The sequence below is a fragment of the Parabacteroides sp. AF21-43 genome, assembly GCF_003635435.1.
In the GTDB taxonomy this organism is placed as follows: domain Bacteria; phylum Bacteroidota; class Bacteroidia; order Bacteroidales; family Tannerellaceae; genus Parabacteroides; species Parabacteroides distasonis.
The window spans coordinates 110,911-136,830 of record NZ_QTMG01000011.1; the positions used below are offsets into that span (position 1 = coordinate 110,911).

Here is a 25,920-nt window from a genome sequence, read left to right on the forward strand (position 1 = left end):
TCTAGTGTTATGTTAAAAATTAAACGTCAGATAATCCCAAGTCTACTTATCTTGTAACTTCACTGTACTGATTATACTATGATTGAGCCCTAATTTGACTACCAACCACTCATCTCACACTCAGCCAATCTTTGTGCATGACTCAGTGACAAACTTCTTATACCTTTATATATAGATATGTATTCCACCTCCGGATCTTCTTCTCCAAAGATAGAACGTAGATTGGCGATAGTTACCAGCATATCTTTTGCCGCACCCTCCAGTTGAAACCAATTTAAAGTTCCGGGGGGATCGAAAACTTGGGAAACATTATAATAATCATTAAGAGACATGGAGATATTTTGGGCATCATCCCAACCCTGTGTCGATTCGCAATAGTTACCTCCAATTTCCAAATCACTCTCTTCAACCTTAACTAGTACAGCATTACTTGCCGAAGCCAACTGCATGATTTGACGAATCAAATCCTCATTATCTGTTTGGAACCGGATCTGTATGGTTACATCCGCAGTTCGAGAAGGACTATTGGCTCGCTGCCGGGTAAGACAGGCTTGTCGTAACCGAGCTTCCTCTGTTTTACGCTCAGCCTTTACATCACAATCGTCCAGCATTTTCCGCACATGGAAGGTCACGGAATGGGGCTTGGCTGTTTTTTCCATACAAGTGAAAGGCAGTAAAACCGTAATAAATTTTTCACTAACGGCCTTGACCGCATCTATGTCACACGACACGTACATCGCCCGAATGGCTTTTATCGCTAAATCGGCATTATGATTACATGTCTCCAACAATTTTATATATTTCTTCGCTTTCTCCATACCGTGGAAATGCCATGCCAACTCCAACACATTGTCCGGTTCTTCGGGATAATGACGGTGAAGTGATTTTTTATATTCTTCTTTATTCATTGTATATTATATGGAGAGAATTACCCCTTGATTGTTTTTGAAGTGTTTAGATATTTTTTGCAGATATTCCACGCTTTGTCACAAACTATATAGTTTCGCAATATCATCCGGATGTAAAAGCAATGAACAGTTTTCACCTAAAACTCTTTTTTAATATGAACAACACGAATTTCCGAATCCGCCCGTACTCCAAAAGGGAGTTGGCGAGGCTCTATTTTCCGGATACGGTCAACGAGGAATCTGCCATCGCAAACCTCCGCAACTTAATGAAGCATAACCCCCACCTGATCGCCGAATTGAAAGGAGCGTACTATAAGACTTATAACAAGACGTTTACACCTAGGCAAATAGGCATCATCGTACAGTATCTCGGTGAACCGTAAGCGGGGACTGAAGCCATTAGTTATTCACTTCCCGAGCCGCTAGTTATTCACTAGGTATAGCCGTTAGTTATTCACTTGACAAGCCATTAGTTATTCACTTCGGAAATGCCTTAAACGAAACAACCGGAATGAAACCGAAAGCATCGGAAAGTGAGGTTTTCGACTTCCTTACTTTTGTATCAGTCAATGACATTGATAAAAATAACAGAGTATTCACTATTAAAATTTTAACATTATGGCACAGCCTTTTTATGCTAGAAAAATCGATTTGAACATTGGCCCTCGTAAGGGAGAAACTGTTTACAGTGCTCAAGCTTATTATTATGGTACAATCACTACCAAGCAGGTGGCTACCCAGATCGCACAAGAGTCGGCCTTGACACCAGCCGACGTGATCGGGGTCATCGAACGTCTCGCTTATTTCTGCCAAACCCACATGGCGCTTGGTTACAAGATCAAGCTGGACGGATTGGGCATCTTCTACAACGAGTTGCTCACCGAGAAAAGCGTAAGCACACCCAAGGAGGTGACAGCCAAGCTGGTGAAAAGTATCCGACCGGCGTTTAACGCCGAGTATACGATCCTTAACGGGACGTTCCGTTATGCGCTCCTGCCCGAGAAAACCAATTTGGTGAGAATCGACTTTAAGGGTGGGGTACCTATCGTAACTCCCGAGGAAGGGGATTCCGAAAGCCCCGGTGAGATCTGATTTTCATAAACTATACATTATTTACCTCAAAATTTGAACAGACATGAGCAAATCAAGTAAAATCGATTGGAAGAAAATAGTCCAAGCTATCGTACAGGCTATTATCGCAGCCTTAACGGCATTAGGTGTATCTTCCTGTGTTTCTCACTTCTAAATTCTAGTGACAATGACGCAAGAAACATTTCCCATGATTGTCGGCGGAGAAGAGACGCTCAACGAGCGTACCCTGCTGACGCAAGTGGAAAGCGGATTAATGATGAATGGGGCGGACTCTGTCCGCTTCATCGTCATACATTGTTCCGCTACCCAAAGTGACCGTGACTATACGGTGGAACAGCTTCTCCGTGACCATAAGGTACGGGGATTCCGTACCATCGGCTATCATTTCTATATCCGCAGGAGTGGAATCGTGACACAGCATCGCCGACTGCTGGAAGTAGGTGCCCATGTCCGTGGACTCAATCGTTGCAGCATAGGTATTTGTTATGAAGGCGGATTGGATGAAAGCGGCAAAACCGCCGATACCCGTACCCCGGAACAGAAGGAGCAATTGAGGGAACTCCTGTGGAAACTCCACACGCTCTTTCCTCATGCGCTTATCGTGGGGCATCGTGACTTGCCCGGCGTAAAGAAAGCTTGTCCCTGCTTCTCGTGCGATGAATATCGTTACTTGTTCCATTAACTATCCCGGGAAATGTGTCGCTATGATGCCTTGCAACATTCGAGAGACATTTCCCGATATTCTTTTCTTCATAACACTTTCTTTCCAAAGCTTAAGGCTATGAATATCAGTTCCACAGAGTTGATAATAGCCGTTTTTCAGTAGCCACTCCTCCTTACCTCGAACCTCCGGACCATATGCACCAATCAAGGAAAGGAGATTCAATTGGAACCTCACGTTCATACCTTTCAATCGCCAATAATCTTTCTCATTCATATAGGTATATCGTTCGGGATGCGCCAGTACAGGTATATAGCCTTTTGCCTTGATCCGAAGCAGAATATTATTTAATCCCATCGGAGGATTAAAATAGGAAGTCTCCACTAGCAAATGTTTTTGAGCCTTGCCAATCGGCAACAAGTCTTCCGAGGCCAGTCGCTCCTCAAATAAGTTATCCAACATGTATTCCGCAGCTAAATGGAGAGCTATACCTCCGGAATAATATTGAAGAAGAAGCTGGAAACGTTCTCTCAATTTCTCGCTCGTGTTGGGAATGTCTTCCATGACATGGGGAGTAAGCCAAATAGATTTAACTCCTAGTTTCTCCAAACAATCCAACGTATCCAAAGATTCACCCAACGTCTGTATACCATCATCCACCCCGGGTAATATATGTGAATGGTAATCAGTAAATCCCTCCAAAATACCGCTTCCCACAAGACTGGTCTGCTTTTTGAAAAACCACATCCTATTTATTCCTCTTTCGTATATCCAGCGTAGCCGTAATGGTAGCCATATTTGTAGCCATAACGGTTACGAATAATGAGAACTCTTATTGATATAAAATTAATTGATTTCATTGATGCTACTTTTTTCCTTGTAAAGGATGATACACCGGTTGATGATAAGATGTATCAATGCCCACAACAACATATTTAGTACCAATAACCAAGTAAGATTTAAAACCGGGGACAGCAGGATATTCATCCCTATGAAAAAGAAGGAGATTAACAGGACCGTCACCAATACCGTACGGACACGCATACCAGTCCGCAACAACTTATGATGGATGTGATTCTTATCCGGTAAGAAGGGATTCCTGCCTTTACGTAATCGATGCAACACCACACGGAAGACATCAAGAAGAGGAACCAAGAGCGTCGAGAATGCTATAACCATATAAGGGTTTGTCCGGACCTCCCCATCTGAATGTACGACACTTAGTTGTATTACCAAGAAGCTGAGGATATAACCGATCGTCAAGCTTCCTGTATCCCCCATGAAAAGTTTGTGCCCACGCTGAGCGTTGCCAAAAACGTTATAGAACCAGAAAGGTATCAATATACCTAACGTAGCTAACGCCAACAATGCATAAAAATAAGATCCGTTAGATATACAGATAGCCGCCAATACGGTAAGCGCGATACAACTCAAGCCGGAAGCCAAGCCGTCTATACCGTCAATCAGGTTAATAGCGTTGGTTATATAAACGACTATCAAAACCGTCAAAGGAATACCCACCCACGAAGGAAGCATATAAATTCCGAACAAACCGCCTAACGAGTTAATCCATGCCCCCGGCAACACCAATAGGATCGCCGTAAAAACCTGAACAACAAATTTGTAACGATAACCGACACCCACCAGATCATCTGCCACACCAATGAGATAAAGTAGCATACAACCACTGACCCAAAACAGTAACTCCAACAAACTTCGATCGGTTAGCAAACGAGCTATCGGAATCCCAACGCAATGGAACAGACCGATTATCAAACAGAGCGACACGAGTATCGCCGGGAAGAAAGAGATACCTCCCAAGCGGGGAACAGGTATGGAATGCACCTTACGCTCGTCGGGCTGATCAAACAATCGTTTCTTATAGGAGATCAACAAGATATTGGGGATAAGTATCAATCCCTGTAAAATGGATATCAAAAAACCACCTGATAAAAAAAGACCGGTCTCTATTATCGTTCTCATATTTTTTGAATAAAGCTTTGTGGGATATAGGAGGTCGCTACGGCACAGACCCCCTGAATGGCGACAACCAAACGGCTGTTTTTCTTGATCCTGCAGATATATCCTTCCGCCCCCTTGAATTTCCCGTCAATCACTCTCACACGTTCTCCCCGACAAAACTTGGTACTGTCAGCCCCCAAATATTCCATTCCTTTCTCGCCGGATGACGTGACCAACATGAAAATATTCATCTCCCGGTCCGGAATGATAAGTGGCACCTTTTTCAATTCCTTATCTCTTGTATACAGGATCACCTTGTCCGTGAATTGCCTCTGTATCTCCATCGCACGCAATGTCGTAGAATGAAAGAACAGGATTGAACTGATAATTGGTTTACGTATGATCTTTCTTACTCCATTCCGCATGACCACCGCATACTCACAAGGGAAATAGCAATCGATATCATCCTTCTTGAGGGATTCCTCGATCTCAAAAACTTTGTTATAAAATACTTTTAGCGCAAACCAATGGTTGCCGTCAAGTGTTATTGTTTTCAATGAATTATACCGTTTTTATTCATGTACAAAGAGGATATACCTTCCATTCCTGTATTTCCTTATTTTTTGATTAAAGGATATACAGCAATCAAGGTTAATCCGGCTATTTTTATATAAAATTCCGAAATGAGGACCATTCCTGACTACAGTGAATGGGAAACCCTAACCCTATATTTCTACCGTTTCTTGGTAAGAAACAGTACAAATAGTTATTTATCTTATTATCAAATATATAATATATATATAAACTACTTTTTTACTCGGTTTACTCAATTTGATACTCGAAAAAAGATAAGGTTGTTGTCGAAAAAAGTATACACTCTCATTTTCCAGACCAGACAAAGAATAATAGAGAAGAAAACAATTAACGTATTTATATACGCTATTTGTTAACGAGTTACATCAACAGAGGATACAATTTATATCCAAAAATCCCCCCTTTATTTTTTTGTTTTGCAGATTATAATTACATTTGCGACGTATTTCTAAGATTTCTTACCAAGAGACAGTAGAATTTAGATCTTTTAAAATCCCATTATTCGCATTGTCTATCAACGAGTTATCCAAAGAGTCCAAATAAATAAGAGTTGTTTTCTCGGAGGTATGTCCCATTCCTGCGCTGATAACCGCAACAGGGATATTATGATTGCGTGCAGCGGTAGCCCAACTATGGCGGGGAGTGTATGAAGATAGAGGCAATGTCTCACCGATTAACTTCCCCAATCGCTTTAATTTCTGATTATGGTAATTCAATCCCGTTTGGTATTGCAAATAAGCCCGATCCGGATTTTCATCGGTAATGATTGGAAATACATAGGGAGTTTTCGAAGAGTCCGATAGATATCGTCTCAAGATCGCCTCTATACAAGGTTCAATACGCAACGTCAGGTTTTGACCGGTCTTATGGCGACAGTAAGTAATTACCCCTTTACCTATATTTTCTTTTTTCAAATAAGCCATATCCACAAACGCCATCCCTCGAGTACTATAGCTGAATACAAACAAATCCCGGGAGAGAGCCAAAGCCGATGAATAAGACAGGTCAAGTCTCTGCAATTTCAAAATGGTCTTTTCACTAACGGCACGTTTCGATGTCTTGGCGATCCCGGTATATACCTCATGAAAAGGAAAAGCTTGCTCCACAAGTTGCTCTTGTACAGCTTTATTATAAGCGGCACGCAAGATTCTCATATAAAATGAGCTACTATTCTTACTCACTCTCCTTCCCCATAGCCATTTCTCATATTTGCAAGCCGTATCGGAGTCTAATGCGGTGAGAGGTATATCACAATTCTCTAAAAAAGAGGAAAAGCTGTTCAATGTTCGTAAATAATTACGGGAAGTACTGAATTGACCGCTATCATGAAGGAGTCCAATCTCTTTTCTCAAATAGTCCAACATTCCGGTTTCAGTTTTTGGAGATCGAAATCTCCCGATCACATCGGACAAGGTGTATTCATTCCCTACAGCATCTAATTCCCGAATGATTTTCCGGATCGCAGCTAAGTCCGCATTTATTCGTTTCTGATAAGAAAAAATAGTTTTTTCATTGTCAGGCGTAACAACCAACTCTCGTTTCTCCCCATTCCACCAATGAGGAAATATCCGCATATCGGTAGTTATTTGCCTATTCTCCTGTCTGTGACAAAGTTGGTAACAGACAACACCCGCTTTGCCTCTCACCGTCGATGGACGAAACTTTACTTTTATTGTAGCCATACTTTTTTAAGCCAATTTTACACTAGCCAACCCGAAATGTCAATAGGTAGACAATAATAATTATCATAGAAAATCTATCATAATGTCCTCATTCAGGAGCTATTTAAAACATATGACTCACCCAAAAAGTTGTTTATAGGAGATATCTATCAGATTTTGCTAAAAAGATTGAATTTATGAAAAGAATAGTCTGCAACTAACACTTAATTATTTCGACGATATTCGGTTGGAGTGACCCCATAGCTTTGTTTAAAAGCCGTACTAAAATAACGAGCGCTGGAAAAACCGACACGGTCCGCTACTTCCTGAATACTGATATCCTTATGAGATGAAAGCAACCGAGAAGCCTCGACCATACGAAACCGAATCACATAATCACCAACCGAGACATCCGACAAATGACTGAACTTGCTATAAAGCGTCGTTCTACTCATCGCCATCGCAGAGGCGATAAAAGGCACATTCAAATCCGGATTACTCAAGTTCTCCCGAAGCAACGTATTCAATTTACACATGAATTGTTCGTCCGCATTGCTTGTCGCATCCTCTTTTGGAGAGAATAGACAACCGGACTCACGATAACGCACACGAAGTAGGTCTCGCTGTCTCAATATATTCCGTAGAATCACCAACAAGGAATCTATATCAAACGGCTTCGCCAAATAGATATCCGCCCCTGATTTATACCCCTCTACCGAACTTGCTTGATCCACCCTAGCGGTCAATAGAACCACAGGAATATGGCTAACCGCTACGTCGTTCTTGATTCGGTAACACAGCTCAAAACCATCAGTCCGAGGCATCATGACATCACTGATTACAATATCCGGCTGACATTGCCTCAAGATTTCCCAAGCCTCTTCCCCGTCTCCGGCTACAAAAACCTCCTTAAACTCTGCCTGCAAGACACCGAGTAAGTAGTTACGCAGCTCTATCTCATCTTCAACCACCAACAATGTATATTTAGCAAGCTCCGTATCTACCTGTACTCCGCACACATCTGTTTCCGGCATGTCAGTGCCCTTCACGCTTAAATCGATAACCCTATCCGGTTCCGCGGCAACAAACGCTTGCGTGAAAGGAAGGTCGAAATAGAAAGTGGCACCTCCATCCTCATTATTGTAAGCACCTATACTTCCGCCATGCAACTCTATAAGTTTCCGGGCATAAGCCAACCCGATCCCACTCCCTTTACGGTCGTGTTCACCTTGGTAAAAACAGGTAAAAAGACGGTTTATATCCACATGTCTCAATCCGATCCCCTGGTCCGCAAGGAAAACCCGCACATTCTTATCCATACGCTCCGTACCAATGACTAATGAGGTATCCGGATCGCTGAATTTCATCGCATTTATCAATAAATTAGATAAAACGACACGGCATTTGGAAGTATCAAAGGGTACTTTCTCTACTGAAGCATCCAACTGGAACCGCACAGAAATCCTACGGGCTTCGAATTCCATGATAAAATCATCCGTTACCGATCGTATCCAATCGTTAAGATCGTAAAAACGAATATCCATAACATCGCCGTTCGTATCAGACTTCTGGGCATCGAGCACCATATCGACGATCTCCCGCATCCGGCAAGTTTGCAACAACAAACCATCCAATTGCCGGGATACATCTTTATCCGTCACCTTTCCGGATTTCAGCAAACGTTTGAGCGGAGCATAGATCAAAGTAAGCGGCGTACGTAATTCATGGCTGATGTTCACCATGAAACGGACTTTTTCCTCATAAAACTTTCGTTCATGTTCTTTCATGGCCCAAGCAAGTTTCCGTTCTTTGCGTCGCATAACAGACCAGATCATCCCTCCAATTGCCGCAAACACAATCACCCCCATCGCAATCAGGAACCAAGCGCATCTCCACAAAGGAGGCTCCACATCTACTGCCAATAATCTCAAAGGAACACTCCAGTCTCCATTCTTCTTGCTATAGGAAACCCATAATTCATAGTTGCCCGGAGAAAGCGCCGGAAATGTAAATGCATGGCTTGAAGTCTCCAACAACTCCTCACGGTCTCCCTTGATGTAAAAACGGAATAATTTCTTCCGCATCAAATCCTTCTCTTTCACGATAACACTTAACCCAAAAGAAACATAATCCCACGGAATGGAAATAGCCTGTTCCCCGGATATACCATCGGGATGAATCGGAGCCCCATCTAAAGCCAAATTAATCATGCTTACAGAAAAATCCTCTTCCTCATGAATGTCATAGTCGGGCCGTATCCTAACCAGCCCTTCCACCCCAGAAATATAAATATTACCGGAAGAAGCCTCAAAAGCAGGTTCCGGAAGAAACTCACGTGTAAAGACACCGTCAGATTCCCCAAAAACGATTACACGCTTCTCTTCCGGTACATACGCATACAACCCTTCATGAGTACTTATCCAAAGGCGATCAGAACGATCAAACGCAAGAGACGTTACCCCAATAAAACGATCCTGATCAACCGTGTCCAATCTTTCCGAGAGACGGTCATAAACATATAGACCGGAAGATGTCCCCAACCAAAAACGGTTATCTTTATCTTGTTTTACCGCAAGTATCGTACCGATATCCTCATTCCTCACAAATAACGGACGTAGTTGCTTATGCGGGATATCCAACACATACAAAGCTGCGGAAGAACTTATGTAACAAGAATCGCCTTGTATGAAACGGGGTGCAAGCAAACTTTGCGGTAACAGATCTTCCGGTAAAGGCTCAAATTGTTGTTTCCGCCGATTATACACAGACAAATGATTATCGGATAAAAGACAAAAACAGTCCTCGTCTAAAGGAAATAAACGAATCGAATTACCTCGTAAGAATAAATCCTTTCGCACATGCCCCCAATTTAACAAAAACTCCCGGCATTCTCCTGTATTTTTATTAAAATGATAAAGCCCTACACCAAACAAAGATAACAACAATTCCGAATCGCTATACGGCATGATAGACACCACCTTCATCCCCGCAGTCTGAGGATATTTCCGGAAAGTCTCTTTTTGCGGATCAAACAAATCAAGACCTCCCCCATCCGTTCCTATCCAGATTTTCCCATCACGATCTTCATACATGGAAGTGACCGACTGAAAACTCAAACCGTAAGAAGCCCCGGGAGGAGCATCCCGATAAGTCGTCATAAAAACAGGTTTGATGCCGATCAATCCTCCCCTGATACTGCCCGCCCAAACATTATCCTCATCATCGATATACAGACAGGCGAAAGAATTTACCGGCAACGAATGGCGATCGCCCGGAAGATGCATAATCGCTCTTACGGTCTTATTTTTGTAATTATATATATTGATACCACCTCCGTCCGTCGCCAGCTAAAGTTCGCCATCTTTCTCGCACATATCTTGCACGATATTATGAGTCAATCTCTCCGGGGTTTCCAAATGCTCCTGCAATCTCCCCTCTCGATCATAACAAAAAACACCTTTATTATAGATAGCCACCCATATTCTCTTGAATGAATCTATATACATGGAGGGGATATTCCCTTTGGGGATAAACGACACACGTTCCATATCTCCGGTGTCTAGCGAATACCACCAAAGCCCTTTTTCCAGAAAAGACAGTATGACCTTCCTCTCTTTTTCGTCATACAAATAAACATAATTAGGCGAAAATTCAAACGGACTTTCCTTGAACTTACACCGGATCATTTTCTTTTCCGCATAGGAATAACAAAAAACACCTTGCTTCCCTAAAAAATAGATTCCTTCCGGCATGAGGAGGCTACAAGCAGCGACCAAAGGTTGACCGTCTATTTCCTGACGTACAAATTTTCGAGTACCACGATCGAAATATGCCAATCCGCGACTAGTTCCTACCCAAACATTCCCCTCCGCATCTTCCTCTAAAAAAACAATATCATTATAAGGAAGAGAATTCGGATTCTCTCTCTCCTCCTGATAAACGGTTATTTTTTCCCTATCGAAACGATTCAACCCAAACCGGGTACCAATCCACATAACACCTCTTTCATCTACCAGTACACATTTCACGGAAGACTGCGATAATCCGTTTTCCAAAGAAATTTGTTTAAAATAATACTTAGGAGCTGCATAAAGAGACTCCGCTAAACACACAAAAAACAGCAATAGATATAATTGTAAAAACCTCCAAAATACTCGCATAGTTGTATATCACCCATTGTTCGGCAAAAACACTAAATCGTCCGAAATATAAGGCTTGCAGAGTCTAAAAAAAACGTTTTTTGAATTTTCACGGACGATTTTGGACCCAAGAAAATATCCTTAAAGCATAGATTTGCAGCAAGTGAAAAATTAAACAAAAAAGCATATCATTAAAAATTATTCTTATGTTACGTACAACGGGTATATATTTTATTATTTTGGTTATGATACTTGTAAAATGTTTCCTTCCGGACGAAAAACCGGAGATCATTCCTTTCCCCTTGCAAAGTGTATCAGACAAAGGTGATTTCACATTCAACAAGGCAACCCTCATTAGTGTAGAAAATGAAAAACAGGCTATGATCGCTCGGGAGTTGACCGATCTATTCACGCTTTCCGCCGGATTCACCCCGGAAATAAAAATACAAGACAAACGAGCCAATATCATATTCCGCACAGACAGAGAACTAGCGGCCGAACATTATAAACTGAATATAGCCCCCTCTTGTATTCTAATAAAAGCATCCGGACAAAAAGGTTTCTTTTACGCAATGCAAACCTTACGTTTTCTGCTTCCTCCAGCAATAAACAGCCAAACTCAGGTAGAGAATATTCAATGGAACGTACCGGGAATGACCATACTAGATGGCCCCCGATACAGCAATCGGACCGTGGCAATACACACACCTTTCACTCTCATCTCGAAGGATAATCTCAAAGAATTGATCGATCACCTAGCCATGTTAAAAATAAACAGACTTCATTTCACACAAGAAGTTCATGATACGACACCTGAAGGACAGCAAAAAATGAAGGATATGAACCTGTATGCTAAATCCAAGAAGATCACGATCTCAAACGGGACAACACACACCCATGATATCATATCGTATCTCCCGTTCCAAGCAGAGCGACTTATCTGGAAAGCAAATATCTCCGATTGCGATGAGGATAAGAAAAGGTTATTCCAATATTTAGCGCCCATCGCAGAAAGAAGCTGGTCTGGTAATTTGTTAGCCCATCGCCTCACGCAAGATATCGATCAAGATAGGCTTCAATCCGCTTACGAAACATTCCACGGCGATCACCATCAGTATCAATCCCATCAAACGCATCATCACGTTATTTCCAGTCTCTCCCAATATACGTACCAGCCGGGTAGAAGCTTGCAAGATCAAGAATGTGATAAAATAGACCAATGCGATTATTCCGATCAACGTACCCTTTAAGGTGAATGTCGAAGCGTCATCCATAAGCATGATTGCGTTGGCGATCGCTCCCGGACCACACAACATCGGAATCGCCAGAGGAGTAATGGATATATCATCCGCATAGGTTTTCACCTCTTCCTCTTTCAACTTTGCGTTGGAATAGCGTGCCTGAAGCATATCAAACCCGATCTTGAAGATAATAAAGCCGCCAGCTATGCGAAAGCCGTTTGAGGAGATACCAAAGAACTTAAACAGGAACTGACCGGAGAAAGTAAAAACCATCAAGGTGATGAACGACACGATCGTGGCCCTTCGGACAATCGCTTTCCGTTCATGGTCATTCATACCATTGGTCATGGTCAAGAAAACCGGCATCGTACCGAGTGGATTGGTCAACGTAAAAAACGAAGTGAAACATAATAGGGCGAAAGGTAACAAGTCTTCCATATCAATAATTTTTTAATTGGCTAATGTGCCAATATGCCAATTAGTTGAAGAGAGAATGATTGGCACATTGGTACATAACATATTATCACATTATTTACTCATCCCAGACCAAATAGGCTGAGACCAACCAATGATTCAGCTTATTCCCATCCACTTCTGCCGCTTCCGGAATACTCACCGTCAGCGTATGATGGCCGGGTTGGATATCTTTCAACGCTACCTCTTCCGGTATCACATCCGATCCGGGACACCAATTAGAGCGGGAAAGATCCGAAGACGCCAAGGGTTCCTCTACTTCTTTCTCCGAATATCCCTTCTCGGTGATATAGGAAGCCAGACGCTTTCTCAACCAAACCCCGGTAGCCGGATTAAAACGACGGAAAGAAGCGCAGTCCGTACGCCAAGGAACAAAATCCAAGACTGGAACTCCATCAACGGAAACAATATTCTGTTTTTCCACGAACTCATCCCCGCCGGAATGACCGCCATGTCCCGTAACGATATATTTCAGACGGACATCACGTGCGCCTTGAGGAATATCAAAATCCAATGACACGTCCTTCCGGGCGAATATATCCGGATATTCCTGCCCGATATAATAAACCGTATTCATCAACGGCTCTACATGTTTCTTCGGCAAAGCGTCGCAAGTCAGATCGGACTCATCCACATCAATCGTCATGCTTGCGACGTATCCTTCCGGTGTCCATGTATCGATAAAGATTCCAACATAAGCACCACCTTCCAAAAGAGGATACAAATCGGTTATGTCTTGCTCCCAGCTTACGCTATCTTCCCAATGGTCGACATACACCGGTTTACGATGTTTCGTCAAGCTATCCTCGGGACTACTGTAATGCCCTACTCCGAACGGAGTCATGAAACGCATCAATTCCACGGTAGGTTGATAATCCGTCCCGGGGATGATACCGATCATCTTCTCCAGTTTCACGCTATCCACCGCAGGAAACTCCTTCTCGCCTTTAGCGATATTCAACAAATTAATGCCCGAGGCATTTGGCAATACAAAACAAGACCCGGATTTATCCCAGCGATCTCCATTCGAAGCTACCGTAACCCGGAGTTTGACGGAAACGTTTCGCTTATATTTCGGCAATGTTACCTTCTTCAAGATAATACGGCCATTCACCAAATGATAGATACTGTCCGGTCCCGGAGCGTTAAAAGCGGCGGGATATACATCCGGAGCGAAACGTATGCGGGTATCATTAAATACCTGTACGGAATAATCTCCCATCGACGGTAATTCTTTATGTCCGCAAGAAGCGGTACATAGAAAAACTCCCGTCAAGGAGACAAATAAAGCCAATTTTTTAATCATTTTGTCTAGAATTTAGTAAGCTCCTTAATAAGCTGCTTTTGTCCGGCAGTCTTATCGGCGTGCGTACAAGGACCGGTCACACAACCGCCCTCGCAAGCCATCACTTCTATAAACTGCGCGGGAGCCTTTCCGGTTTTAGCGTAAGCGCGTAATAATGCCACATTTTTCTTTGTCAGGTTGGCTACCTGCACGGCATTTACGTTCTCGTCCTTCAAATAAACCTTAACGGCGTTGATCACACCACCACTTTGGGCGAAGCCATGCGCCTCACGGACAGCGTTAAATAATACGGAGAAAGGCTGGGCCTCCTCGATCTTGATACCCAATCCCTCCAATACGGAACCTACTTCCTCAAACGTAAGTGTAAAATCCACGCACGGATCTAGTTTCACCTCTTTTCGTTTCGCCACGCACGGGCCAACAAACACGATCTTCGCATCCGGATATTTTTCCTTCACGATACGGGCCGTATAATACATCGGAGATCCAGTAGAAGAGATGTATTTCTTTAAATCCGGGATATGTTTCTCGGCCAATTGCACGTAAGACGGACAGCAACTAGTGGTCATGAACGGTTGTCCTTCTTTCAATTTCTCGATCAATTCTTCCGCCTCATGACGGGTGGTTTCCATAGCGCCTTGCGCCACCTCGACCACTTCCTCGAATCCCAAGGACTTGATAGCGCCATACACTTTTTCCTTCGGAGCGCTAAACTGAGCTAAGATAGACGGAGCGACAATCGCTACCATCTGTTCCTTATTCCGCAAGCGTTGCAAGATATCGAATACTTGCGAGATCTCGAAGATAGCACCGAACGGACAAGCATTCACACATTTACCGCAATATATACATTTAGACTCGTCGATATGCTCCACCCCATACTCGTCCTTGCTGATCGCCTTAACCGGACAAACTTCCTCGCAAGGGATCGGGATATAAACGATGGCATGGTACGGACAACTTTGGTGGCATTTACCACAGCTGATACAAGTTTCATGATCAATCTCGGCCTGACCGTTTTTCTTGAATCGGATAGCGTCCTTCGGGCAGTTCATATAACAACTACGAGCCACGCAACCCCGGCAAAGATTCGTGATCTCATAATTCACGGAGACACAAGAGGAACACGCCTCATCCACTACACACATGATATTTTCCTTCTTATTCTCCGAGCGGAACAAGGCACGCTTCGCATACTCTGAAAGCGGTGTCAACTCATCTTCCTCGTCCTGCATATCAAAACCAAGCAAAGGCAAGGTTTTGTATTTCCAGACGGCACGTTCCTTATGTACACAGCAACGGCCCCTCACTTTCGATTTTCGGGGACTCAACTCGATCGGCAAGCGATCAATTTCTTCTAGAAGACGGTTTTCTTTCCAGAGCTTTACTAACTTCGCCAGCAATCCGTGACGAACAATCATTACGTTGTTGGTAAATGCCATAATGTTATCGTATTTGTGCTTTTAGTATATCGTATATCGCATCACTTCTTTACAAACGCGAAGGTAAATAAAAGTTTCTAAACAGAAAGAAAGCTTTCTTTAAGAATTATCGAAGCACTATGAATATCTCCGCCAAACGGAGGATTTAATTTAGACAAGACAAGTTCCACCTCCGTGATCTGTGGAAATCTCTCTTTCAAAGCCTTCAAGATACGCCCCGCCGCGTGCTCGAGAAGTCTCGAGGGGATAGCCATTTCTGCTTTCACGGTTTCATATACTGTGGCGTAATTGATCGTATCGCTTAAATCGTCGCTCCATACCGCGTTCTCCAACGGAGCTGTCAGTATCAAATCTACGATAAAAGTATTCCCAACCCGGGTCTCTTGGGGTGCCACGCCATGATAGGCATAGAATGTCATCCTTCGTAATTCAATCTTTGTTGTCATAATCTTTTAATTTATCTGTAAATGTATAGAAAGTAAACCTTCCTGCAAAAAAATAGTCTTATATTTGTCAACCAAGTAACAACACATTATGATGGGAATAAAACAAAAAGATGAAAATTCCGCAGGCGGATTACACAACGCCTTGGCTGCGGGGACAACGATAAAGGGTAATATTATCACAGAGACAGACTTTCGCTTGGATGGAAAAGTAGAGGGAGATATCAGTTGCAACGGCAAGATCGTTATCGGCCCCAAAGGTAGCGTAACAGGCAATATCGTATCCGAGAATGCTGAGATTCTCGGTGAGGTAGATGGCTCCGTAAAAGTAAGCGCAAAGCTTATTCTAAAATCAACAGCAATTATCAAGGGAGATATATATACCCAATCCCTAGAGATCGAACCAAACGCACGGTTCAACGGAGCCTGCTCGATGTGTTCCGAGAAAAAGAAAGCGGACAAATAGACTGAGGGCCGCACTTTTCGATACGGCCCTTAGTCTTTCTTATTTTCGTCCAGCCTCTTTTATCAACGAGACTATCTTATTATTCAGGTTATCAGCCTGTAAAAGCTGTTCCAACGTAATATGCATCCGGTAGCGCCAATAATGCGTTGAATTCGCAGGAACGTTAATACGCTCGGATTCTATATCCTTCCGCTTGATAGAATCATCCATAGCAAACCAATCCTGCAACGGAATAATCGTCAGCATGGAACGAGTCTTCAAATGATTAGAAATAATCTGGGCAACGATTTCAGCCGTACATTCATCCGGGGCCTCACCGATCCGTTGCAATACATGGTTGTAATAACGCTGTGTCTTCTCCGGATCTTCTTTCCACCAATTACGAAGAGGAGTCATATCATGTGTAGAAGTCGTACAAACCGAATGATAAGGCAGATTGAACATATCGGAAAATTCCCGCTGTGGGCTCTTCGGCATACGCTCAATCTCCAAGCTTAGTATTTGCAACTTATTCATAACCTCGGGAACAGAGGCGGGGATCATACCGAGATCCTCTCCACAAACCAACATCTCCGTGGACGCAACCAACGGTGTCAAACGCTTAAACGCTTGCGCCTTCCAAAAATCATTATGGCGATGATAGAAGAAATGCCAGTATAACTGATCGAACGCATAACGGTCGGAACCACTCAATTCCCGATAGATATAGGATTGATTCGCCGAGATCCGGGGATGAAACTTATCGGTCTCTCTTGGGTCACGAAGAAATAATACCTCATTCGCAATCGTAAACAGGCCATTCTTGATCCGTAGGGAAACAGGATCCGCCTTATCCGCAAACAACGCCTCAATCTTCCTTTGCGTATCACAGAACGGTTTTAACACATAATGCCGGGAGGAGGATTGTGCCAAATAAGCACCTATCACCTCTTCTGTATTTTCCTCAAACAATTCCGATAAAAATTGTCGATTGATATGTGGGGTCGTGAAACGAGATTCGTTAAAATTCAATCCATACTGCTCGATCTCTTCTCTCGAGAACGGCAACGCTGGATTGAAATGACCACAAAGCCCTTGCACATATTCACAAGGAACCTCCCATATTCGGAAAAATCCCAAGATGTGATCTATACGGAAACAATCGAAATAATCACTTAACTTAGCGAAGCGTTTTTTCCACCAAGAGAAATTATCTTTCTCCATCGCATCCCAGTTATAAGTCGGGAACAGCCAGTTCTGACCGTTCATGGAAAAGTCATCGGGGGGAGCACCCGCTTGACCATTCATATTAAAATATTTCGGTTCCGTCCAAGCCTCTACACTAGTGCGGCTCACGCCAATGGGCAAATCACCTTTCAATACAACTCCATTCTTACGGGCATAATCCGATACCGACTTGAACTGGTTGTGCAATACATATTGCAAGAAATAAGAGAACGAGATCTCCGGCCATGCGTCACTATCTTCCCGGCATAGGGCGCGAACACGTGTCTTATTGTAAGTAGAATTACCTTGCCATTGAGAGAAATCCGATGTCCCATAACTTTCCCGCAAGAAGCAATAAGTAGCGTAAGGCATCAACCATGACTCATTTTGCGCCAAGAACTCTTTAAACTCCGGCGTATCTAATACAGCCTTACCCTCCCCTGCGAAATATTCTTGACAATAACCCAATTTATATTTCAGTACTTCCTCGTAATCAACCGTATCTTTTGCGTTTAATTCTTTTTGCTTCCCTGCATAAAAAGCAGCTCTCTCCGGATCTTGCAAGGTCCCCAAAGCCGATAAATCCACATACATGGGATGAAGGGCATAAATAGAAATAGCGCTATACGGATAGGAATCCACCCAAGTATGGGTCATCGTCGTATCATTCATAGGTAATACTTGAATGATACGTTGGTGCGTCTTTCTAGCCCAATCCACCAACATGTGTAAATCTCCCAAATCACCTACCCCAAAGCTCTTTTCCGAGCGCAAGGAAAAGACGGGGATAACCGAGCCGGCACAACGCCATAACGGTAAGCTATCCCGGAAGTAAAGACCAGATATAACAACGGTCTCACCCTGTTTCTGGGGAACAAGACTTAGAATACGATTCTCATCACTCTCCCAATACAAAGGTTGACGGGAATCATTATCCCAAACCAAAAATTTATATTCTAAAGGATACCGTATCTCCGCAGCGTCTAAATCAATATGCCATTCCGGGAAAGTATCGCAACTCAACAATAAAGCCTTGTCCGGATGCCAGTTACCTAAGCATTCTTGATTTCCAGTAATGGCTACACACTGATTCTTTTCCACCCGGGGAGCGGATATCTTTATCACCAATTTTCTTCCACTTCTAACGACCCTCTCATGTGTATTGCAGGGATGAGCGAATAAACTTTTGGTGAAAGCAGAAGAATAAAAGGCTAGATTATCCGGACGGATTTGCCAATAATCATAAAGGATGTAAGAATCAGATTGTCCATCCAATACAATCCGGTGATTCTTCTCCCACTCCTCAAAGATCTGCTTATCATTAACACTTAAGAAATATCTATATTCTATATCTTTTATATCGGGTGGAAGATCCAGTTCCAGTTTCCAGTTTCCATCCCCAGAGTAATTCATCTCCTTAGCCAAAGCAGGTTCCCAAGAGCCTAATTCCGGTATGGAGCCCACTACACATAACTTCTGTCCCCAAACGGTATGGAAGTTTATATTAAAAGTGACTTTCATGGTATATAGATTTAGTCAATTATTTAACCGCATTTAGAGGCTCCGCAATTCGTGCAGATCAAACAACCTTCTTGATAAATTAAGGTCTCCAACCCACAGTTCGGACATTTCTGCCCTTTCGCTTCCATGCCGTTCGGTAAATATTTCTTCAAGGCCCGTTCCACGCCATTCTTCCAAGTATTGATAGACTCGCTATTCAACTCCATACCCTGTACCAGTTTTATAACCTGATCAATAGGCATTCCGTAACGGAGCACACCGGAGATCAATTTAGCGTAGTTCCAATATTCCGGATTAAACTTGCCATCCAAACCTTCGATTGTCATTTTATAACCGCGTTTATTCTTGAACTGGAAGTCGTAATGCTTATTACCATCCTCATCATAGCTCTTGATGATCGTACCTTTAGAAACGTTTTTAGGTAACATGATACCCTCGTCATCATCGGCCAAACCGGTAAAGATCTCATACGGACGGCCATTCAACAAGCCGACGAAAGCGATCCATTTCTCACGGTTATTCTGAAATTTTACCACATCCGCATCCAATTCACGAGGACGGGTAGATACGATAACCGGTGGTTGCATGCAGTTACAATCCTCTTTTTTCTTCTTTTTATCTGTCGCAATCAAGACACCGGAACGAGAACCATCTCGATAAACAGTACATCCTTTACATCCGCATCTCCATGCCTCAACATACAAAGAGTCTACCAACTCCTCACTTACATCGTTCGGCAAATTGATCGTTACGCTGATAGAATGGTCCACCCATTTCTGAATGCGTCCTTGCATACGGACTTTTTGTAACCAATCGACATCATTGGAAGTCGCTTTATAATAAGGAGACTTAGCAACTAGCTCCTCCACTTCTTCTTGTGTATATTTCTTACTTGCCGAATAACCATTCGCTTGCATCCACGTTACAAACTTATGATGGAATACGATATACTCCTCGAAAGCGTCGCCTGTCTCATCCACGAAATCCACACGAGCCTCGGAATCGTTCGGGTTTACTTTGCGGCGGCGCTTATATACCGGCAAGAATACCGGCTCTATACCGGAAGTGGTCTGTGTCATCAAGCTAGTCGTTCCTGTCGGAGCGATTGTTAAGCAAGCGATATTACGACGGCCGTATTTCAACATATCCTCATATAAAGCAGGATCAGCCTCACGCAAACGGTTGATGAACGGATTTTTTTCCTCACGCTTCGCATCGAATATCTCAAAGGCACCACGTTCTTTCGCCAACATTACGGATGAACGATATGCGGCCAAAGCTAATGTCTTTTGTATAAGTTCCGCACAATCGGTTGCTTCTTCTGTTCCATAACGCAAACCTAAAGCGGCAATCATATCGCCTTCCGCCGTGATGCCCACACCTGTACGACGTCCTTGCAAAGTCTTTCGTTGGATCTTTTCCCACAAATGACGCTCTGTTTGTCTTACCTCCATGGATTCCGGATCCGAGTCGATCTTAGCCAAGATCATCTCGATCTTCTCCGACTCCAAATCAATAATATCATCCATAATCCGCTGGGCCAAACCTACATGCTTCTTGAACAAATCATAATCGAAATAAGCGTCCGGAGTGAACGGATTTACCACATATGAATATAAATTGATTGCTAACAAACGGCAACTATCATACGGACAAAGAGGTATCTCGCCACAAGGATTCGTGGAAACCGTACGGAACCCCAGATCCGCATAGCAGTCTGGTACAGACTCACGTAAGATCGTGTCCCAGAATAACACACCCGGTTCAGCGGATTTCCAAGCGTTATGAATAATTTTTTTCCATAAGCCAGAAGCATCGATATCCTTCACATAAACGGGAGAATCCGAATCAATTGGATATTGTTGCTTATAGGTACCGCCATTAACCGCGGCATTCATGAAATCATCATCAATCTTCACAGATACATTTGCACCTGTAACCTTACCTTCCGTCATCTTAGCGTCGATAAACGCCTCCGAGTCCGGATGTTTAATAGAAACGCTCAGCATCAAAGCTCCACGACGGCCATCTTGGGCCACCTCACGGGTGGAATTCGAATAACGTTCCATAAACGGAACCAACCCGGTAGAAGTCAACGCGGAATTCTTAACCGGAGAACCTTTCGGGCGGATATGCGAAAGATCATGGCCTACACCACCACGGCGCTTCATTAATTGTACCTGTTCTTCGTCAATACGAATAATCGCACCATACGAATCCGCTTGCCCGTCTAATCCGATAACAAAACAATTAGAGAGTGAGGCAATTTGATAATCATTGCCAATTCCCGTCATCGGACTTCCTTGCGGAACGATGTAGCGGAAATGATCAAACAGGTCGAAAAGTTCTTGTTCCGACAACGGATTCGGATACTTTTTTTCCACACGGGCAATCTCACTTGCCAAGCGATGATGCATATCATTCGGAGATTCCTCATAGATATTTCCAAACGCATCCTTCAAGGCATATTTATTTACCCATACTTTAGCGGCGAGCTCGTCACCGGTAAAGTAATCCAATGAAGCCTTAAACGCTTCGTCAAAAGTGTAAGTTTTACGATCCACAATTATTATATTTATTTTGCGACTGCAAGTTTACGCATACTTTACCAGTTATCCAAATTACCCTACGTTAAAAAGAATACTTATTGAAAAGTTTTCCAAAACCAAACTCGCAACCCCACATTTTCAACTACTTAAACAAAACCAAGCATCAAATAGTTTTCCAAAAAGAAAACTTAACACTTACACGGATTTCCCAAAACAAAGAAGGACGTCTCTTTAGAGAGACGTCCTTATCCTACTATATAGGGATTCTTAATTTAGTTCTTGAGCAAGACCTCGATTTCCTCTACGGAAGACCGGAAAGACTTACTAGTCTCAATCTGGTCTTTGATCGTCTTACAAGCATGCAAGACCGTCGCATGGTCTTTCTTTCCTACAATCTTTCCAATATGGGAAAAAGAGGAGTCCGTATATTTCTTCGCCAAATACATCGTGATCTGACGGGCTTGCACGATCTCACGTTTACGGGAATTAGTCTGGATAACCGATTGCTCCAAGTTGAAATACTTGCAAACGATCTCCTGAATCATCTGTACGGAGATCTGTTTCTTCTCCAACCGAACCGCTTGGCTAACCACACGTTTCGTCAACGGCAGATCGATCTCACGATTATTGATAACCGCATTAGCCATTAAAGAGACGAGAATACCTTCTAAGTCACGGACATTCTCCGTCACATTATTAGCGATAAAGTTAAAGACCTCATCCGGAATCATGATTCCGTCATGGTTGATCTTATTCTTCAGTATCTTTTTACGTAGATCCAGATCCGGACGGCTCAACTCAGCCGTCAATCCCCATTTTAAACGGGTGATCAAGCGCTCTTCCATCCCTTGCAAATCCACAGGAGGTTTATCAGAAGTCAAGATAAGCTGCTTACCTAACTGGTGCAGGTGGTTGAAAATATGGAAGAATGTATTTTGAGTCTTATCCATACCGATCAACTCCTGTATATCATCTAACAGCAGCACATCGATATTTTGATAAAAATTCAAGAAGTCATTAGTCGTATTCTTACGGATAGCATCTGTAAACTGTACCCGGAACAAATGCGAAGATACATATAACACTTTCTTTTCCGGATGCAACTCCCGGATACGGGTTCCGATCGCATGGCATAAGTGAGTTTTACCCACTCCTGACGGACCAAAAATAAACAACGGGTTAAACGTAGTCTTTCCCGGATTCTGGGCAACAGCCTCACCCGCCGTACGAACCAGCTTATTGCTCGTACCCTCGAAATAATTATCAAAATTATACTTCGGGTTCAACTGAGGGTCCAAATCCTGCGGAGCAGTCGTCATAAAAGGATTCGGAGCTTTGTTAGCGTCCTTGGGAGTGACTTTCTTTACAGCGGTGGAAGCATTCTCCGCCGGATAATCAACCGTACCACCAGTGGTCTTATCCACCATGATACGGTAGTTAAGAATGGTTCCTTGACCGATTACACGATACAATGTAACTTTCAAAACATTAACATACTTCTCTTCCAGATACTCATAGAAGAATTGACTAGGCACCTGTATGGTAAACTTCTTGTCTTCGTATGATAACGGAACGATAGGTACGAACCATGTGTCAAAAGCTGCCTTAGGCACAATATCCTTTATGACCGCAAGGCACTTATTCCACAATGTTTGATAATCAGTCTGCATGTTTTCTTTCTCTCCCACTAATACTTTTTACATTCGGACTACAAAGTTTAGAAATTAATTCCGAAAAAAAAAGTGCTATTTTGTTTGGTAAATATGAATTTTCAATATCCCTTTTAGATTCAGATAGTTACTAATACCTATCTGATTTACTGCTATTTAGATCGACCAACGTTCAAAAACCCTTTATTTTAGAGACCTCTACAAAAGCGTAAACGCTGACGTCCGGTGACGGAATAAGGCCTCAGGAAGTATCTATCTCACTTTACCTAAAGGCCTTATGCGTATAATCAGCAGGAGTCCCCTAACTTTTTGTCTAATTAGAATGATTCTAAATAACGTCTTTTATACTATGATTTTTTAACATAATCAAAAAACAGAGAAATGGACGTATCTTTTCGGATTCTCCCTCAAATCTAGCAATAGCTTGGAGGCGTTGTCCATCGTGCTGTTCAGATTATCATACAATCCTTTGTCGTTCAACAATAAGCCGATGCTATTATCCGTCGAGTTCAATTTATCCGTAGTCAACTTCAAGTTCGCCAAGGTCGCATTGATGGAATTGACCGTTGTAGCCAAATCCAATTCTTTCAAGTTGGCGCTCACCTCCGAGAAATTATCCGTCATCGTCTTCAAGTTATTCACGATACCCGGTACATCCTTACTCAACATCTGATTCAACTGACGGGTAGACACCTCTAGGTTGCTAGTCGTTTTTTCGATATGATTCAAGGATTGAGCCAAGGCCGGATGAGCGATCAAGGTTTGCAAGCTACCCAAAATCGTGTCGATCTTCGGCAAAAGGTTCTCAACACTTGGCAAGATCTTCTCCTGTACGGATTGCATCATATCCTCTTCCATTCGTCCCTCGAGCGTAGAACCCGGCTTCAAAAAGTCATCCACGTAAGTGTTCAAATGGATATGCAACTCAGCTCCGCTTAAGAAAGTATTGACAACCGCTATATAACTTCCCTTATTCAGCCTCATCTTATCTTCCAAACTAACCTCAACGATGATCTTACCGGTCGTATCATAGTCATAAATAATATCACGAACCAATCCCACCTTAAAACCATCCACAAATACAGGGCTGGAAATCGTCACCCCCTTTACGTTGCTGAATGATACGTAGTAATGGTTCACCGGTTGAAACAGGTTAATACCCTTCAGATAATTAATGCCTAAATACAATAACGCCAGACTTACGATCGTCACAAGTCCGATCTTCGCCTCTTTAGTGAATACACTTTTCATTTCCTTTATTTATAATGTATAATTTATTCCTATATCATTAATATTTCACCTTCTTCCCATCCTTAAAAGCGATGATGAAGGCATCTTTAAAATCCTTAGCGATCGTTCGGCGCATCTTCCGGATCGAGTTAAAATCCGAAGTCTCGCCATACGTGTATTTATAGATACCTTTCTCCACATAGAAATCCACGTTCTTGTACCCCTTAAATAACCGGGAGTTCGCAGGAAGCTTCTTATTGGAAGTCAAGAATTGTATCTTATATATAACCTTTCCTTTCGTGTTCCTGTTCACGGAAGTGGTAGAAGAAACTGAGGTTTTCTGTCTTGTGGCTTGCTGTTTTTTATTTAAGATATCAGCCTCGCTCCCCGGAGGCGGAGTTTCCTCATTCGCTACGGGAGCAGCGACAACTCCGGAAATATTTCCTTTACGACGATCGTAATTCTTCTTATATTTGCAAAAAGCATCGTACAACGCTTCCGCCAATTTATTTTGTCCGGCGGCGGTTCTCATGAACTGCTCTTCTTGACGATTCGAGATATACCCCAACTCGACCAGAACACTGGGCATGCTCGTTTTGCGAAGCACCAAAAAACCAGCCTGTCTTACGCCACGGTCTACCCGCTTACAAGCCCCGAACGATTTCTGTATCTCGGAAGCCAGACTAATACTTTGCTCCATATGCTTATTCTGCATAAACTCGAAAATGATATATGACTCCGAAGAGTTCGGGTCAAATCCCTCATACCGTTGTTGATAATTATCCTCCAACAAGATCGCTGAGTTCTCGCTCATAGCCACCTCTAAGTTCTCTTCGCTACGGGCCAAACCCAGCGTATACGTCTCCGTACCTTGCACGGTACTTCCACGCTTTACGGCATTCGTATGGATAGACACGAAAAGATCCGCCTTATTCCGGTTCGCTATATTCGCACGTTCGTCCAACTCGATAAAACGATCCGTCTTACGAGTATAGATCACACGCACATCCTCCGCATTATTCTCTATCAATCGACCCAATTTTAAGGCGACAGCGAGATTTATCTCCTTCTCATTAATATTCGCCCCTCTAGCGCCCGGATCCTTCCCGCCATGCCCAGCATCGATCACGACCGTAAAAGTCTTCTCTCTCGCCTGAAGTCCGGGCAAGAAAAAAAACAACGCAAATAGCAAGTTAATATATAGAAAAGACTTTTTGCTCACTTTCTAAAATTATTGCAAATTCGGGAACAAATGTAGCGCTTTTTTGCTGATTGACAGATGTCTTTTTTTATAATTAAAACAAAAAAAGAGGGCAGTTTCGAAACTACCCTCTTTTATGATATATTAAAGTATC

At 42.9% G+C, this 25,920-nt stretch carries 19 protein-coding genes and 2 pseudogenes; 6 read left to right on the forward strand and 15 right to left on the reverse strand.

Annotated features, from left to right (window positions below; all coding sequences use genetic code 11):
- Positions 1-98 precede the first annotated feature (98 nt).
- On the reverse strand, positions 99-908 hold the full coding sequence (locus tag DWX84_RS10085; protein ID WP_005865518.1) for a hypothetical protein: 810 nt from the start codon (positions 906-908) through the stop codon (positions 99-101).
- A 122-nt stretch (positions 909-1,030) separates the two neighbouring features.
- Between DWX84_RS10085 and DWX84_RS10090 the strand changes: the two genes are divergently transcribed.
- From DWX84_RS10090 to DWX84_RS10100, 4 genes are all read left to right on the forward strand, one after another.
- Positions 1,031-1,291, forward strand: coding sequence for a DUF4248 domain-containing protein (locus DWX84_RS10090; protein ID WP_009018605.1), 261 nt, complete (start codon positions 1,031-1,033; stop codon positions 1,289-1,291).
- A 235-nt stretch (positions 1,292-1,526) separates the two neighbouring features.
- Positions 1,527-2,000, forward strand: a complete 474-nt coding sequence (locus DWX84_RS10095; RefSeq protein WP_005865514.1) for an HU family DNA-binding protein — start codon at positions 1,527-1,529, stop codon at positions 1,998-2,000.
- A gap of 43 nt (positions 2,001-2,043) precedes the next feature.
- Positions 2,044-2,154, forward strand: a complete 111-nt coding sequence (locus DWX84_RS21475; RefSeq protein WP_005865512.1) for a smalltalk protein — start codon at positions 2,044-2,046, stop codon at positions 2,152-2,154.
- 12 nt (positions 2,155-2,166) lie between these two features.
- Positions 2,167-2,682: an N-acetylmuramoyl-L-alanine amidase gene (locus DWX84_RS10100; RefSeq protein ID WP_005865510.1), complete on the forward strand. Its 516-nt coding sequence runs from the start codon at positions 2,167-2,169 to the stop codon at positions 2,680-2,682.
- Here DWX84_RS10100 and DWX84_RS10105 read toward each other — a convergent pair whose 3' ends face one another.
- The 5 genes and pseudogenes from DWX84_RS10105 to DWX84_RS10130 all read right to left on the reverse strand — a co-directional run bounded on the left by DWX84_RS10105 (position 2,683) and on the right by DWX84_RS10130 (position 11,038).
- Positions 2,683-3,408, reverse strand: a complete 726-nt coding sequence (locus tag DWX84_RS10105; protein ID WP_005865508.1) for a tyrosine-protein phosphatase — start codon at positions 3,406-3,408, stop codon at positions 2,683-2,685. It abuts the gene before it with no gap.
- A gap of 99 nt (positions 3,409-3,507) precedes the next feature.
- Entirely contained in the window at positions 3,508-4,644 is a 1,137-nt protein-coding gene (locus tag DWX84_RS10110; protein ID WP_005865505.1) for an MraY family glycosyltransferase, read from the reverse strand.
- The gene (locus tag DWX84_RS10115; RefSeq protein WP_005865503.1) at positions 4,641-5,180 is read right to left on the reverse strand and encodes a UpxY family transcription antiterminator; all 540 of its coding nucleotides are present in this window, start codon (positions 5,178-5,180) and stop codon (positions 4,641-4,643) included. Before DWX84_RS10115 ends, DWX84_RS10110 begins: the two co-directional genes overlap by 4 nt.
- A 495-nt stretch (positions 5,181-5,675) precedes the next feature.
- Positions 5,676-6,899: a site-specific integrase gene (locus DWX84_RS10125; RefSeq protein WP_005865498.1), complete on the reverse strand. Its 1,224-nt coding sequence runs from the start codon at positions 6,897-6,899 to the stop codon at positions 5,676-5,678.
- A 203-nt stretch (positions 6,900-7,102) separates the two neighbouring features.
- Positions 7,103-11,038 (reverse strand): annotated as a pseudogene (locus tag DWX84_RS10130) (two-component regulator propeller domain-containing protein).
- Positions 11,039-11,262: 224 nt separating this feature from the next.
- On the opposite strand from DWX84_RS10130, the pseudogene DWX84_RS10135 reads away from it, so the two are divergent.
- Positions 11,263-11,625 (forward strand): annotated as a pseudogene (locus DWX84_RS10135) (glycoside hydrolase family 20 zincin-like fold domain-containing protein); the annotation flags it as partial.
- 426 nt (positions 11,626-12,051) lie between these two features.
- Here the strand turns inward: DWX84_RS10135 and DWX84_RS10145 are convergent.
- The 4 genes from DWX84_RS10145 to folB all read right to left on the reverse strand — a co-directional run bounded on the left by DWX84_RS10145 (position 12,052) and on the right by folB (position 15,926).
- On the reverse strand, positions 12,052-12,696 hold the full coding sequence (locus DWX84_RS10145) for a MarC family protein (RefSeq protein WP_005865493.1): 645 nt from the start codon (positions 12,694-12,696) through the stop codon (positions 12,052-12,054).
- A gap of 94 nt (positions 12,697-12,790) precedes the next feature.
- Entirely contained in the window at positions 12,791-14,038 is a 1,248-nt protein-coding gene (locus tag DWX84_RS10150; RefSeq protein ID WP_048928347.1) for a PNGase F N-terminal domain-containing protein, read from the reverse strand.
- Positions 14,039-14,043: 5 nt separating this feature from the next.
- Positions 14,044-15,480, reverse strand: a complete 1,437-nt coding sequence (locus tag DWX84_RS10155; RefSeq protein ID WP_005855092.1) for a monomeric [FeFe] hydrogenase — start codon at positions 15,478-15,480, stop codon at positions 14,044-14,046.
- A 77-nt stretch (positions 15,481-15,557) separates the two neighbouring features.
- Positions 15,558-15,926, reverse strand: a complete 369-nt coding sequence (gene folB / locus DWX84_RS10160; protein WP_005855090.1) for a dihydroneopterin aldolase — start codon at positions 15,924-15,926, stop codon at positions 15,558-15,560.
- 91 nt (positions 15,927-16,017) lie between these two features.
- Here folB and DWX84_RS10165 point away from each other — a divergent pair, with 91 nt between their 5' ends.
- Positions 16,018-16,389: a polymer-forming cytoskeletal protein gene (locus DWX84_RS10165; RefSeq protein ID WP_005855088.1), complete on the forward strand. Its 372-nt coding sequence runs from the start codon at positions 16,018-16,020 to the stop codon at positions 16,387-16,389.
- A gap of 39 nt (positions 16,390-16,428) precedes the next feature.
- Here the strand turns inward: DWX84_RS10165 and DWX84_RS10170 are convergent, their stop codons facing one another.
- From DWX84_RS10170 to DWX84_RS10190, 5 genes are all read right to left on the reverse strand, one after another.
- On the reverse strand, positions 16,429-19,116 hold the full coding sequence (locus DWX84_RS10170) for a 4-alpha-glucanotransferase (RefSeq protein ID WP_005865486.1): 2,688 nt from the start codon (positions 19,114-19,116) through the stop codon (positions 16,429-16,431).
- Positions 19,117-19,139: 23 nt separating this feature from the next.
- Complete coding sequence (locus DWX84_RS10175; protein ID WP_005855085.1) at positions 19,140-21,680, reverse strand: adenosylcobalamin-dependent ribonucleoside-diphosphate reductase; 2,541 nt, start codon at positions 21,678-21,680, stop codon at positions 19,140-19,142.
- Between the two features lie 257 nt (positions 21,681-21,937).
- Entirely contained in the window at positions 21,938-23,335 is a 1,398-nt protein-coding gene (dnaA, locus tag DWX84_RS10180; protein ID WP_008774487.1) for a chromosomal replication initiator protein DnaA, read from the reverse strand.
- 366 nt (positions 23,336-23,701) lie between these two features.
- On the reverse strand, positions 23,702-24,586 hold the full coding sequence (locus tag DWX84_RS10185) for an MlaD family protein (RefSeq protein ID WP_005855082.1): 885 nt from the start codon (positions 24,584-24,586) through the stop codon (positions 23,702-23,704).
- 37 nt (positions 24,587-24,623) lie between these two features.
- Positions 24,624-25,787, reverse strand: a complete 1,164-nt coding sequence (locus tag DWX84_RS10190; RefSeq protein WP_048928349.1) for an N-acetylmuramoyl-L-alanine amidase — start codon at positions 25,785-25,787, stop codon at positions 24,624-24,626.
- Positions 25,788-25,920 lie beyond the last annotated feature (133 nt).